The sequence below is a fragment of the Streptomyces sp. NBC_00249 genome (assembly GCF_026342355.1).
Classification (GTDB): Bacteria; Actinomycetota; Actinomycetes; order Streptomycetales; family Streptomycetaceae; genus Streptomyces.
On record NZ_JAPEMV010000003.1, the window covers coordinates 667,852 to 683,015 of the forward strand.

General features: G+C 74.9%; 1 protein-coding gene. It reads left to right on the forward strand.

Annotated features, from left to right (window positions below):
- The first annotated feature begins 7 nt into the window (after window positions 1-7).
- Window positions 8-15,139, forward strand: a complete 15,132-nt coding sequence (locus OOK31_RS17100) for a type I polyketide synthase (protein WP_267088095.1) — start codon at window positions 8-10, stop codon at window positions 15,137-15,139.
- The last annotated feature ends 25 nt before the right edge of the window (window positions 15,140-15,164 follow it).

A 15,164-nucleotide genomic window follows, 5' to 3' on the forward strand; every position in this document is an offset into this window, starting at 1 on the left:
AACCCAGATGACGACAGACGTGAACAAGCTCCGCGACTACCTCAAGCGTGCCACCGTCGATCTGCGGCACGCGCGCCGGCGACTGCGCGAGGCCGAGGGCAAGAACCGCGAACCGATCGCGATCGTGGGCATGAGCTGCCGCTTCCCCGGCGGCGTCCGGTCCCCGGAGGACCTGTGGGACCTGATCGCCTCGGGCGGCGACGCGATCTCCGGCTTCCCCACCGACCGGGGCTGGGACCTCGACGCGCTCTACGACCCGGACCCCGAGAACCCGGGGACGAGCTACGCGAAGGAAGGCGGATTCCTCCACGAGGCAGCCGAGTTCGACCCCGCCTTCTTCGGGATCGGCCCCCGCGAGGCCCTCGCCATGGACCCCCAGCAGCGGCTGGTCCTGGAGGCCGCCTGGGAGGCGGTGGAACGGGCCGAACTGGACCCGGTGTCCCTGCGCGGCAGCCGTACCGGGGTGTTCGCCGGAGTCATGTACCACGACTACGTCTCCCGTCTCCCGGCCATGCCCGAAGGCGTCGAGGGATACGTCAGCACCGGCAACACCGGCAGCGTCGTGTCCGGCCGCATCGCCTACACGCTGGGGCTGGAAGGCCCCGCCGTGACCATCGACACCGCCTGCTCCTCCTCCCTCGTGGCGCTGCACCTCGCCGTCCAGGCCCTGCGCCAGGGCGAGTGCGACATGGCGCTCGCGGGCGGTGTGACCGTGATGGCCGGGCCGACGACGTTCGTCGAGTTCAGCCGCCAGCGCGGCCTGTCCCCCGACGGCCGCTGCCGGGCGTTCTCGGCGTCCGCCGAAGGCACCGGCTGGTCCGAGGGCGTCGGCATGCTGCTCGTCGAGCGGCTCTCCGACGCGGTCCGGCTGGGCCACCCGGTGCTGGCCGTCGTCCGGGGCTCCGCCGTCAACCAGGACGGCGCGAGCAACGGCCTCACCGCGCCCAACGGCCCCGCCCAGCAGCGCGTCATCCACCAGGCCCTGGCCAACGCCCTGCTGTCCCCGGCCGACGTGGACATCGTCGAGGCCCACGGCACCGGCACCACGCTCGGCGACCCGATCGAAGCCCAGGCGCTGCTCGCCACGTACGGCCAGGACCGGCCGGCGGACCGGCCGCTGTGGCTCGGCTCCGTCAAGTCCAACCTGGGGCACACCCAGGCGGCGGCCGGCGTCGCCGGGATCATCAAGATGGTGCAGGCCCTGCGCCACGGCGTACTGCCGAAGACCCTCCACGCCGACGAACCGACCCCGCACGTCGACTGGTCGGCCGGGGCCGTCTCCCTGGTCACCGAGAACGCCGACTGGCCCGACACCGGCAGGCCCCGGCGCGCCGGTGTCTCCGCCTTCGGCGTCAGCGGCACCAACGCGCACATCGTCATCGAACAGCACCTCGCCCCCACCGGGCAGCCGGACGCCGAAGCCCCGGACGCCGAAGCCCCGGACGGTGAGCCCTCCGACGCGGCCGCCGAGTCGGGAGTGCCCGCCGCCCCGGCCCGCACCGCCGACGCACCGGGCACCGGGCTTCCGCTCGTCCCCTGGACCCTCTCCGGCAAGAACGCCGCCGCCCTCGCGGCACAGGCCGCCCGGCTCCGCTCCCACCTGGCCGCCGCCGGTCCGGCCACCACCCCCGACACGCTCGACATCGCGTACTCCCTCGCCACCACCCGTACCGCCTTCGCCCACCGCGCCGTGCTCCTCGCACCGGACCGGGCCGGACTCGACCGGGCCCTGGACGCCCTCGCCGACGGACAGCCCGACGCCGCCGGCACCGCCCTCGTACGCGGTACCGCCGACGACACCCGCCAGGTCGCCTTCGTGTTCCCCGGCCAGGGCTCCCAGTGGGCCGGCATGGCCGTCGAACTCCTCGACGGTGCCCCGGTGTTCCGCGAGCGCATCCGCCAGTGCGAGGAGGCCCTCGCACCCCACGTCGACTGGTCGCTGACCGAGGTCCTGCGGGGCGCGCCCGGGGCCCCCGGCTTCGACCGGGTCGACGTCGTCCAGCCCGTCCTGTTCGCCGTCATGGTGTCGCTGGCCGAACTGTGGCGCTCCCACGGCGTCCACCCCTCGGCCGTCGCGGGCCACAGCCAGGGCGAGATCGCCGCCGCGTGCGTCGTCGGCGCCCTCTCCCTCGCGGACGCCGCGAAGGTGGTGGCGCTGCGCAGCCAGGCACTGACCGCGCTCTCCGGCCGGGGCGGCATGCTGTCCGTCGCCCTGCCGCTGGAGCAGCTCACACCCCGCATGGCGCACTGGGGCGAGCGGCTGTCCGTCGCCGCCGTGAACAGCCCGACGTCGATCGTCGTCTCCGGTGACTCCGACGCGCTCACCGAACTCCGCGACGCCCTGCACGCCGACGACGTCCGGGCCCGGCTGATCGCCGTGGACTACGCCTCCCACTCCGCGCACGTCGAGGCCGTCCGCGAACGCGTCCTCGACGCGCTGGCCGACATCACCCCGCAGACGTGCGACGTGCCGTTCTACTCCACGGTCACCGGCACGGTCGTGGACACCGACACCCTCGACGCCGAGTACTGGTACCGCAGCCTGCGCCGGACCGTACGGTTCGAAGAGGCCACCCGCGCCCTCGTACGGGACGGCCACGACGCCCTCATCGAGGTCAGCGCCCACCCGGTGCTGACCATCGGCATCCAGGAAACCGTCGACGACCTCGGCTGGAACGCCGTCCCCCTCGCCACCCTGCGCCGCGGCGAAGGAGGCACCGACCGCTTCCTGCGCTCCGCCGCCGAGGCCCACGCCCACGGCGTCGCCCTCGACTGGCCGGCCGTCTTCGCCGGCACCGGCGCCCGCCGGACCGCCCTGCCCACGTACGCCTTCCAGCACGAGCGGTACTGGCTCGACGCCCCGCACACCGCCGCGGACGCCGCGGGCCTCGGCCTGGCCTCCTCCGACCACCCGCTGCTGGGCGCCGTCGTCACCCTCGCCGACTCCGACGGCCTGCTGCTGACCGGCCGGCTGGCCACCCACACCCACCCCTGGCTCGCCGACCACGTCGTGATGGGCGCGACCCTCCTGCCCGGTACGGCCTTCGTGGAACTCGCGGTCCGCGCCGGCGACCACGTCGGCTGCGACACCCTGACCGAACTCACCCTCCAGGCACCGCTGGTCCTGCCCGACCGGGGCGGCGTCGTCGTCCAGGTCGCGGTCGGCCCGGCCGACGGATCCGGCAGCCGGGACGTCACCGTCCACTCCCGCCCCGACGGCGCGGCACCCGACGACAGCTGGACCTGCCACGCCACCGGCGTCCTGACATCGGCCCCCGACGCCGAGCCCCCCGCGCAGGACCCGGCCGTCTGGCCGCCCAGCGGCGCGACCGCCGTCGAACTCGCCGACTTCTACCCCGAGCTCGCCGCCCGCTCCTTCGCCTACGGCCCCGCCTTCCAGGGCCTGCACGCCGCCTGGCGCCTCGGCGACGAGGTGTTCGCCGAAGTGGCCCTGCCCACGGACCCCTCCGGCCCGTCCGACACCGCCAAGTACGGGCTGCACCCGGCCCTCCTCGACGCCGCCCTGCACGGCGTCGGCTTCGGCCCGCTCGGCGACATGGGGACCGGGCGGATGGCCTTCGCCTGGGAGGACGTACGCCTGTACGCCACCGGAGCCACCCGGCTCAGGGTCCGGCTGACACCGGTCGGCGCCGACGCCGTGACCCTCACCGCCACGGACGACAGCGGCCGGGCCGTCGCCACCGTCGGTACCCTCACCTTCCGCGAAGTGCGCGAGGAACACCTCCGCGCGGCGCTCACCGACCACCACGAGTCCCTCTACCGCGTGGACTGGCCCGTCCTGCCGCTCGCGGACACCGCGCCCGGCACCACCACACCCTGGGCCGTCGTCGGCGTCACCCCCGAGGCCGATGCCGACGAGGTCGCCCGCGCCCTGCGCGGCGCGGGCCGGTCGGCGGACACCCACCCGGACCTGGCCGCCCTCACCGAGGCGATCGCCGCGGGCGCACCGGTGCCCGCGACCGTGGCCGCCGTCGTCCCCGTAGCCGACACGTCCGACACGTCCGACGCCGACACGGTCCGGGCGACCGCGCGGAGCGCCCTCGCCCTCGTCCAGGCCTGGCTGGCCGACGAACGCTTCGCCGCCTCCCGGCTCGTCGTCCTCACCCGGGACGCCGTCCCGGCACCCCGCGACACCGACGACCGCGTACGCGGGACACGGCCCGCGCACGCACCCGTCTGGGGTCTGATCCGCTCCGCCCAGTCCGAGCACGCCGACCGCCTGGTCCTGGCCGACACCGACGGCGAGCCGGACTCCCTGCGCCGCCTCGCCGCGGCCGTCGCCACCGGGGAACCCCAACTGGCCCTGCGCGCGGGCCGGATGTCCGTACCCCGCCTGGCCCGGGTACCCGTCACCACCGACGCCGCCCCCGCCCGAGCCCTTGACCCGCAGGGCACCGCCCTGATCACCGGCGGCACCGGCGCCCTCGGCAGACTCGTCGCCGCGCACCTCATCACCGCCCACGGCGTCCGCAACATCGTCCTCACCGGCCGCCGGGGCCCCGACGCCGCCGGGGCCGCCGAACTCCGCGACGAACTCACCGCACTCGGCGCCACCGTCACCCTCGCCGCCTGCGACGCCGCCGACCGCGAAGCCCTGGCCGCCCTCCTCGCCGGCCTCCCCGCCGACCGGCCGCTCACCGCCGTCGTCCACGCCGCGGCCGTGGTGGCCGGTGGGCTCGTCGACGCCCTCACCCCCGACGACCTCGACCAGGTCCTGCGGCCCAAGGTCGACGCCGCACTCAACCTCCACGCCCTCACCCGCGACCACGACCTCGCGGCCTTCGTCCTCTTCTCCTCCTTCGCCGGTACCCTCGGCGGCGCCGGGCAGGCCGCCTACGCGGCCGGCAACGCCTTCCTGGACGCCCTCGCCCACCAGCGCCGCGCCCAGGGCCTCCCGGCCTCCTCCCTCGCCTGGGGCGTCTGGGACGAGCGCGGTGACCAGACCCGCCTGGACACGGGCGACCTGCGCCGGATGGCCCGCGCCGGCCTCGTCCCGCTCGGCGCGGAAGAGGGCCTGCGCCTCCTCGACACCGCCCGGACCCTGGACGACGCGGCCCTGGCGCCCGTACGCCTCGACCTGGCCGCGATGCGCACCCAGGCGGCGGCGCACCCCGTCCCGCCCCTGCTGCGCGGCCTGATCCGGACGCCCTCCCGGCGCACCGCGCAGAGCGCATCCGGCCACGGAGGCCACTCCGCGGAACTCTCCCGGCTGGCCGCGCTGCCGCCCGCGGAACGCAAAACCACCCTCCTCACCCTCGTGCGCCACCAGGTCGCCGCCGTACTCGGCCACACCGCCCCCGACGCCGTCGACCCCGGCCGGGCCTTCCGCGAACTGGGCTTCGACTCCCTGGCCGCGATGGAACTGCGCAACCGGCTCGCCACCGCCACCGGAGTACGGCTGCCCGCGACCGTCGTCTTCGACCACCCCACCCCCTCGGCACTCGCCGGCCACCTCCTGGACGAGATCCCCGGTGGCCACCCCGGCACCGCCCTCGTCACAGCCGCACCCGACGCGCCCGGCCGACGCCCCGGCGCGGACACCGACGAACCCGTGGCCATCGTCGCGATGAGCTGCCGCCTGCCCGGTGAGGTCCGCAGCCCGGAAGACCTCTGGGACCTCGTGGCGAACGGCACCGACGCCATCACCGGCCTGCCCGTCAACCGCGGCTGGGACCTCGACGCGCTGTACGACCCGGACCCCGACCACCCCGGCACCAGCTACGTCCGGGAAGGCGGCTTCCTCCACGACGCGGGCGAGTTCGACGCGGCGTTCTTCGGGATCTCCCCGCGCGAGGCCCTCTCCATGGACCCCCAGCAGCGGCTGCTGCTGGAGACCTCGTGGGAGGCGTTCGAGCGGGCCGGAATCGACCCCGCCACGCTGCGCGGCAGCCGCACCGGAGTCTTCGCCGGCACCAACGGGCAGGACTACGCCGTCGGCCTCACCCAGCACCGGCACGACGGCACGGACGGCACGGACGGCATGGAGGGCCACCTCCTCACCGCCAACTCCGCCTCCGTCGTCTCAGGACGGCTCTCCTACACCTTCGGCCTCGAAGGCCCCGCCGTGACGGTGGACACCGCCTGCTCCTCCTCCCTGGTCGCCCTCCACCTGGCGGCGCAGTCCCTGCGCCGGGGCGAATGCGACCTCGCCCTGGCAGGCGGCGTCACCGTCATGTCGACCCCGGGCGCGCTGATCGGCTTCAGCCGCCAGCGCGGGCTGTCCCCGGACGCCCGCTGCCGCGCCTTCGCCGCCTCGGCCGACGGCACCGGCCTGGCCGAGGGCGCGGGCATGCTGCTCGTGGAACGCCTCTCGGACGCCCGCCGCAACGGCCACCGCGTACTGGCCGTCGTGCGGGGCTCCGCGATCAACCAGGACGGCGCCTCCAACGGCCTCACCGCCCCGAACGGCCCGGCGCAGCAGCGCGTCGTCCGGCAGGCACTCGCCGACGCCGGCCTGACGGCCGGCGAGGTCGACGCGGTCGAGGCCCACGGCACGGGGACGACGCTCGGCGACCCGATCGAAGCGCAGGCCCTGCTCAAGTCCTACGGCAACGACCGCCCCGCCGACCGGCCCCTGTGGCTGGGCACGGTCAAGTCCAACATCGGTCACACGCAGGCCGCGGCGGGTGTGGCGGGTGTGATCAAGATGGTGATGGCGATGCGTCACGGTGTGCTGCCGAAGACGCTGCACGTGGACGAGGCGTCGCCGCACGTCGACTGGTCGGCGGGCGCGGTCAAGCTGCTGACCGAGCCGGTGGAGTGGGCGGAGCCCGGTCGTCCGCGCCGGGCAGGCGTGTCCTCGTTCGGTGTCAGCGGCACCAACGCGCACGTCGTCATCGAACAGGCACCGGCCGAAGCCGCCGACGAACCCCGCCCCGAGCCGGAAGACGCCGACACCCGACCGGCCGTCCCCTGGCTGATCTCCGCGAAGGACGAAGCCGGCCTCCACGCCCAGGCCGAACGCCTCCTCGGGCACGTCCGGTCCACCCCCGGAACCGACGCCACCGACATCGCCCTCTCCCTGGCGACCACCCGCACCGCCTTCCCGCACCGCGCGGCGGTCATCGGCGCGGACCGCGACCAGCTGATCCGGGAGCTGACCGCCCTCGCACACGGCGACACGTCCGGCACGCAAACCCTCCGGGGAACGGCCTCCGCCACCGGCAGCCGGACCGCGTTCCTGTTCTCGGGGCAGGGGAGCCAGCGGCTCGGGATGGGACGTGAACTGCACGCGGCCTTCCCGGTGTTCGCCGCAGCCTTCGACGCCGCGTGCTCAGCACTGGACGCGCACCTCGAACAGCCCTTGCGGGACGTCGTGTTCGGTGAGGACGCGGAGCAGCTGAACCGGACGGAGTATGCGCAGCCGGCGTTGTTCGCGGTCGAGGTGGCGTTGTTCCGGCTGGTGGAGTCCTGGGGGGTCCGGCCGGACTTCCTGGCCGGGCACTCGGTGGGCGAGCTCGCCGCCGCTCATGTGGCGGATGTGCTCTCGCTGGAGGACGCGGCGAGGCTCGTGGCGGCGCGTGGCCGTCTGATGCAGGCGCTTCCCGACGGGGGAGTGATGGTCGCCGTACAGGCCTCGGAGGATGAGGTACGAGAACTGCTCGACGGTTACGAGGGGCGTGCGGGTGTCGCCGCCATCAACGGCCCGTCATCGGTGGTGGTTTCGGGCGCGGAGGACACCGTAGCCGCAGTCGTCGACCGGTTGTCGGCCGACGGCCGCAAGACGAAGGCCCTCGCCGTCTCCCACGCCTTCCACTCGCCGCTCATGGACCCGATGCTGGCCGACTTCCGCAAGGCCGTGGAGACGGTCACCTTCCACGCCCCGCGCCTGCCCGTCGTCTCCACGCTCACCGGCCGTCCGGTCCCGTCCGACGAGTTCTGCTCCGTCGACCACTGGGTCCGCCACGTCCGCGAGGCCGTGCGCTTCGCCGATGCCGTCACCTCCCTCGCCGACGAGGGCGTCCGTACGTACCTGGAGATCGGCCCCGGCGGGGTCCTGACCGCGCTGGCCCAGGACGTCCTGGACGACGAACACGCGGTCACCGTCCCCCTCCTGCGCGCCGACCGTGCCGAGGACGTGGCCGTCACCACCGCCGTCGCCGGACTCCACGTCCGCGGGATCCCCGTCGACTGGACGGCCGTCCTCGCCGGACGCGGAGCCCGGCGCATCGACCTCCCCACCTACGCCTTCCGCCGCACGCCGTACTGGCTCCTCCCCGCCGACCCGCACGAGCCCGCACCCGCCACGGGCGCCGCCGACCCGGCGGCGGACGGGTTCTGGGAAGCCGTCGAGAGCCAGGACCTCGCAGCCCTCACCGGGCAGTTGGAAGTCGACGAGGACACCCCGCTCAGCTCCGTACTGCCGGCCCTGTCCCAGTGGCGACGGCAGCAGCGGGACCGGTCCGTCGTCGACGGCAGCCGTTACCGGATCGCGTGGAAGCCGCTCACCGGCCGGGAGGCCGCCCAGCTGACCGGTCCCTGGCTGCTCGCCGTCCCCGCCGGCACCGAGGACGACCCCACGGTCAGCGGCCTCACGGCCGCACTGTCCCGCCACGGCGCAGACGTCGTATCGCTGGTCGTGCGCGCCGACGAGGACCGTCCGGCGCTCGCCGGACGCCTGCGCCTGGAGCTTGGTGGCACCTCACCGGCCGGGGTCCTGTCGTTGCTCGCGCTCGCCGAGGAACCGCACCCCGCCCACCCGGAGCTGACCACCGGTCTCGCGATGACCACGCTGCTCGTCCAGGCGCTGGGCGACGCGGAGGTGGCGGCACCGCTCTGGTGCGTCACCACGGGAGCGGTCACGGTCGGCCGGTCCGACCCGCTGGCCGGCCCCGTCCAGGGCATGGTCTGGGGGCTCGGACGTTCGGTGGCCCTGGAGTTCCCGGAGCGCTGGGGCGGACTGGTCGACCTGGCCGGTGCCCCGGACGAGCGGACGGCCCGCCGTCTGGTCTCGGTGCTGGCCGCACCTGCTGCCGAGGACCAGCTCGCGATCCGGTCGTCCGGGATCTTCGTCCGGCGCCTGGTGCGCACCCTCCCCGCTGCCGTACCGGCCGGCGGGGCCTGGCAGCCGCGCGGCACCGTACTGATCACCGGTGGCACCGGCGCGCTGGGCGCGCGGGTGGCGCGGTACGTCGCGGAGCGCGGCGCGGAGCATGTCGTACTGACCGGCCGGCGCGGCCCCGAGGCTCCCGGTGCGGCTGAACTGGCGGCAGAAATAGAGGAGTTGGGTGTCAAGGTCACCGTCGCCGCCTGCGACGTGTCCGACCGCGAGGCCGTCGCCGCCCTGCTCCGGTCGCTGCCCGAGGACCGGTATCCGCTGTCCGCGGTGGTGCACGCGGCAGGCATGCCACAGTTCGCGCCGACCGACACCCTGGACCTCGGCGACCTCGCGGACGTCGTCTCCGCCAAGGTGACGGGCGCGACGCACCTCGACGCGCTGCTGGGCGACCGGCCGCTGGACGCCTTCGTCCTCTTCTCCTCGGTGGCCGGCGTGTGGGGCAGCGGCCGGCAGGCCGCCTACTCGGCAGCCAACGCGTTCCTCGACGGACTCGCCGAACAGCGGCGCTCCCGAGGCCTCGCCGCCACCGCGGTGGCCTGGGGCCCCTGGGCGGACGGCGGCATGGTGGACGAGGGCGAGGCGGAAGCGCACCTGCGCCGACGCGGTCTGCCCGCGATGTCCCCGGACACCGCGATCGCCGCGCTCCAACGCGCCCTGGACCACGACGAGACCACGGTCGTCGTCGCGGACGTCAGCTGGGACCGGTTCGCACCCGCCTTCACCATCGCCCGGCCCAGTCCACTCCTCGCCGACCTCCCGGAGGTGCGCAAAGCCCTCGCCGACACCGCGTCGACCGCAGGCACCGGTGACGGCCGGGGGGACGCCGCGGCGTCCTCCCTCGGCACCGAGCTCGCGACCCTCGCGGAGCCGGAGCGCCGACGCGTCCTGCTCGACCTCGTCAGGACCGAGGTGGCCCGGGCGCTCGGCCACCCGGGCCGGGACGCCGTGGCCTCCGACCGGTCCTTCAAGGACCTCGGGTTCGACTCGCTCACCGCTGTCGAACTGCGCAACCGGCTGAACACGGCCACCGGGCTCCGGCTGCCGACCACCCTGGTCTTCGACCACCCCAACGCGGACGCCCTCGCCGCGTTCCTGGCCGCCGAGGTCGCCGGACCGGGCGCCGCCACCGTGGGCGCGAGCGCCGCCACACCGGCCGGGCGTACGGCGACGGCCCCCGACGAGCCGATCGCGATCGTCGCCATGAGCTGCCGGTTCCCGGGCGGCGCGAACTCCCCAGAGCAGCTGTGGCAGCTCCTCGTGGACGGCGTCGACGCCGTGTCGTCCTTCCCCGCCGACCGCGGCTGGGACCTCGACGCCCTGTACCACCCGGACCCCGAACACCCCGGCACCACGTACGTCGACGAGGGCGCGTTCCTCTACGACGCCGGCCGCTTCGACTCCACGTTCTTCGGGATCTCCCCGCGCGAGGCCCTCGCCATGGACCCCCAGCAGCGGCTCCTCCTGGAAGCCGCCTGGGAGGCACTGGAACGTGCCCGGCTCGCACCCTCCGCCGTACGCGGCAGCCGGACCGGTGTCTTCGTCGGCTCCGGCTACCAGGGATACGGCGCGGGCCCGGGCGACCTGCCCGACGGCGTGGAGGGGCACCTCCTCACGGGCGCCTCCAGCAGCGTCATGTCGGGCCGGATCGCGTACTCCCTCGGCCTCGAGGGACCTGCCATGACGGTGGACACGGCCTGCTCGTCCTCACTGGTCGCGCTGCACCTGGCCACGCAGGCCCTGCGCCAGGGCGAGTGCGAGCTCGCACTCGTCGGCGGCGCGGCCGTGATGGCGAGCCCCAACGCCTTCGTCGAGTTCAGCCGCCAGCGCGGGCTGGCCGCCGACGGCCGCTGCAAGCCGTTCGCGGCCGCCGCCGACGGCACGGGCTGGGGCGAGGGCGTCGGCATGCTGCTGGTCGAGCGGCTGTCCGACGCGCAACGCAACGGCCACCCGGTACTCGCGGTCGTGCGGGGCAGCGCGGTCAACCAGGACGGCGCCTCCAACGGCCTGACCGCCCCCAACGGCCCCGCGCAGCAACGCGTCATCCGCCAGGCACTCGCGAACGCCGGGCTGTCGACCGCCGACGTCGACGCCGTCGAGGCGCACGGCACCGGCACCGCGCTCGGCGACCCCATCGAAGCGCAGGCGCTGCTGGCCACGTACGGCCAGGACCGGCCCGCCGACCGGCCCCTGTGGCTCGGCTCCCTCAAGTCCAACATCGGCCACACCCAGGCCGCCTCCGGTGTGGCGGGCGTGATCAAGACCGTGATGGCGCTCCGCCACGGCATGCTGCCGAAGACCCTGCACGTGGACGCGCCGACCCCGCACGTCGACTGGTCGACGGGCGCGGTACGCCTGCTCACCGAGCCCGTCACCTGGACGGAGAACGGCCACCCGCGACGGGCGGCGGTCTCCTCGTTCGGCGTGAGCGGCACCAACGCCCACACCATCATCGAGCAGGCCCCGGCCCCCACGCCCGGCGCGGCGGCCGACGACGGAACGCCTGCCGAAGCCCCCTACCTGCCCTGGACGGTGTCGGGCAAGGACGAAGCGTCCCTGCGCGCACAGGCACACAACCTCCTGACCCACACGGCGAACCACCCGGACCTCGCCCCGGCGGACCTCGCCCTCTCGCTGGCCGAATCCCGCACCGCCCACACCCACCGCGCGGTCGTCCTCGGCCGCACCACGGACGAACTGGCCGCCGGCCTGAAGTCCCTGAGCCAGGGGGAGCCGGCCGCGGAACTCGTACGGGGCGTCGCGCGCCCGGCGGAAGGACGTACGGGATTCCTGTTCTCGGGGCAGGGGAGCCAGCGGCTGGGGATGGGGCGTGAACTGTACGTGGCCTTCCCGGTGTTCGCGGATGCGTTCGACGCGGTGTGTGCTCATGTGGACGGTCATCTGGAGCGTCCGCTGCGGAATGTTGTGTTCGGTGAGGACGTGGAGCTGCTGAACCGGACGGAGTATGCGCAGCCGGCGTTGTTCGCGGTCGAGGTGGCGTTGTTCCGGCTGGTGGAGTCGTGGGGTGTGCGGGCGGACTTCCTGGCCGGGCATTCGGTGGGCGAGTTCGCCGCCGCCCATGTGGCGGGGGTCTTCTCCCTCGAAGACGCGGCCGCTCTGGTGGCCGCGCGTGGCCGTCTGATGCAGGCGCTTCCTGAGGGGGGTGTCATGGTGGCGGTGCAGGCCTCGGAGGACGAGGTACGAGCGCTGCTGGCCGGTCACGAGGACCGTGCGGGTATCGCTGCCGTCAACGGGCCCTCAGCCGTGGTGGTTTCGGGCGCTCAGGACGCCGTAGCCGCAGTGGTCGGGCGGCTGTCGGCCGAGGGCCGCAAGTCGAAGGCGCTGTCCGTCTCGCACGCTTTCCACTCGCCGCTCATGGACCCGATGCTGGCCGACTTCCGCAAGGCCGTCGAGAGCGTCTCCTTCGGCGCTCCCGCCCTGCCCATCGTCTCCACCCTCACCGGCCGCCCGATCCCGGCCGACGAGTTCTGTTCCGTCGACTACTGGGTCCGTCACGTCCGTGAGGCCGTCCGTTTCGCGGACGCGGTCACTGCTCTCGCCGAGGAGGGTGTGAACACGTTCCTGGAGATCGGCCCGGGTGGTGTCCTGACCGCCCTGGCCGAGGGTGTCCTAGACGGCGGCCCCACCGTCGTCCCCGTCCTGCGGGCCGACCGCCCCGAGGCCCTGGCCGTCACCACCGCCCTCGCCCAACTCCACGTCCACGGCACCCCCGTCGACTGGACGGCCGTCCTCGCCGGAGACGGCGCCCAGCGCATCGACCTCCCCACCTACGCCTTCCAGCGTGAGCACTACTGGCTCGAGACGGCCGCGGCCCCCGCCGCACCGGCCCGCGGGACGGGGCCCGAGGACCCGGCGGAAGCGGAGTTCTGGGAGGCGGTCGAGAGCGGGCGGGCCGAGGCGCTCGCCGCTCGGCTGGGCGTGGAAGCCGGGGCGCCGCTGGATGCGCTGTTCGGCGCGCTGTCCTCTTGGCGCGAGGAGAGCCGTACCCGTTCCACGCTGGACGGCTGGCGCTACCAGGCGGTGTGGCAGCCGCTCACCGGCACGCCGTCCCGTCCGCTGTCGGGCCCCTGGCTGGTCGTGGCGCCGGACGCCGAGGCCGCCGAGCCGTACGCCCGGACGCTGCGCGACCGGGGCGCCGGCCCGCTGTGCGTCACCGTCTCCGACCCGGGGGCCGACCGCGCGGCGCTCACCGAGCTGCTGCGCGACGCGGTCGCCGGGGACGCGGCACCCGTGGCCGGCGTGCTGTCGCTGCTGGCGCTCGACGAGCGCAGCCACCCGGTCCACACCGGCCTGCCGGCCGGCCTGACGGCCACCGTCGCGCTCGTACAGGCCCTCGCCGCGCTGGAGTTGGACGCACCGCTGTGGTGCGTCACCGCGGCCGCCGTGTCGGTGAGCGGCTCCCAGCCGCTCACGCGGCCGCTCCAGAGCCTCGTATGGGGCCTCGGGCGTGCGGTGGCGCTGGAGGCCCCGCAGCGCTGGGGCGGTCTGGTCGACCTCCCCGCGACGCCCGACGAGCGGGCGCTCGCCCGGCTGGCCGACGTACTCGGTGACTCCGGCGGCGAGGACCAGCTCGCCGTACGCGCTTCCGGGCTGCTGGTACGCAGGCTGGCCCGGATGCCCCGTGCCACCGGGGGAGCCGACCGCGCCTGGAAGCCGCGCGGCACCGTACTGATCACCGGCGGGACGGGCTCGCTCGGCGGGCACGCCGCCCGCTGGCTGGCCCGGGGCGGCGCCGAGCACCTGGTCCTCACCAGCAGGCGCGGTGAAGCGGCCGCGGGGGCGCCCGAACTCGCGGCCGAACTCAGGGCGCTGGGGGCGCGGGTCACGGTCGCCGCATGCGACGTCGCCGACCGGGCGGCCCTCGCCGGCCTGCTGGACGGGCTCACCGACGACCCCGCACCGCTCACCGCCGTCGTGCACGCCGCGGGACTTCCGCAGTTCTCGGCCGTCGCGGACACCAGCCCGGCGGAACTCGCCGCCGTCGTATCGGCCAAGGTCACCGGCGCGGTCCACCTGGACGAGCTGCTCGCAGACCGGGAACTGGACGCGTTCGTCCTCTTCTCGTCCGTCTCCGGCGTGTGGGGCAGCGGCAGCCAGGCCGCCTACTCGGCGGGCAACGCCTTCCTCGACGCGCTCGCCCAGCACCGCCGGGCCAGGGGACTCACCGCGACCGCCGTGGCCTGGGGTCCCTGGGCCGAGGGCGGCATGGCCGCCGACGGCGGGGCCGAGGAGTACCTCCGGCGCAGCGGACTGCCCTCGCTCTCCCCGGCCCTGGCGGTGGCGGCGCTCCAACTCGCCATGGACCGCGACGAGACCGCCGTGGTGGTGGCCGACGTCGACTGGCCGAGGTTCGCCCCGTCCTTCACCATCGGCCGGCCGAGCGCCCTGCTCTCCGCCCTCCCCGAGGCCCGGGCGGCGCTGGACGGCGCCGAAGACGGTGACACCGACCGGGGCGACGGCGCAGCCACCAGCACCGCATCGGACCTGGTACGGAGGCTCTCCGGCCTCACCCCGCCGGACCGGCACGAGCTGCTGCTGGAACTGGTCCAGAAGGAGGCCGCGGCCGTACTGGGCTACCCGAGTACGGACGCGGTCGAGCCCGACCGCGCCTTCCGGGACCTCGGCTTCGACTCGCTGACCGCGGTCGAACTCCGCAACCGGATCGGCGCCGCGACGGGTCTGCGGCTGCCGATGACGATGGTCTTCGACCACCCCACCCCGGACGCGCTCACCGGCCGTCTCCTCGGCGAACTGCACCCCGCGGGAACGGGCGCCGGCCAGGGGGACGGAGGGCCGGACGAAGCTCACGTACGGCAGGCCCTCGCGTCGATCCCGCTGGCCCGCCTGCGGGAGGCCGGGCTGATGGACGCCCTGCTGGACCTGGCGGCGGCACCGTCCGCCGGCCGGACACACCCGGACGGCGCCGCCCGCGACCTCGCGAGCGGCCCCGACGCGGACGCGGACGCGGACGCCGACTCCGCGATCGCGGAGATGGACCTCGACAACCTCATCGAACTGGCGCTCGGCGACAGCGAAGCCTGATCAACGGCCTGAGTACGGAGCACAT

Coding starts and splice junctions, on each gene's coding strand:
- OOK31_RS17100 (WP_267088095.1), top strand. CDS start 8: ATGACGACAGACGTGAACAAGCTCCGCGACTACCTCAAGCGTGCCACC.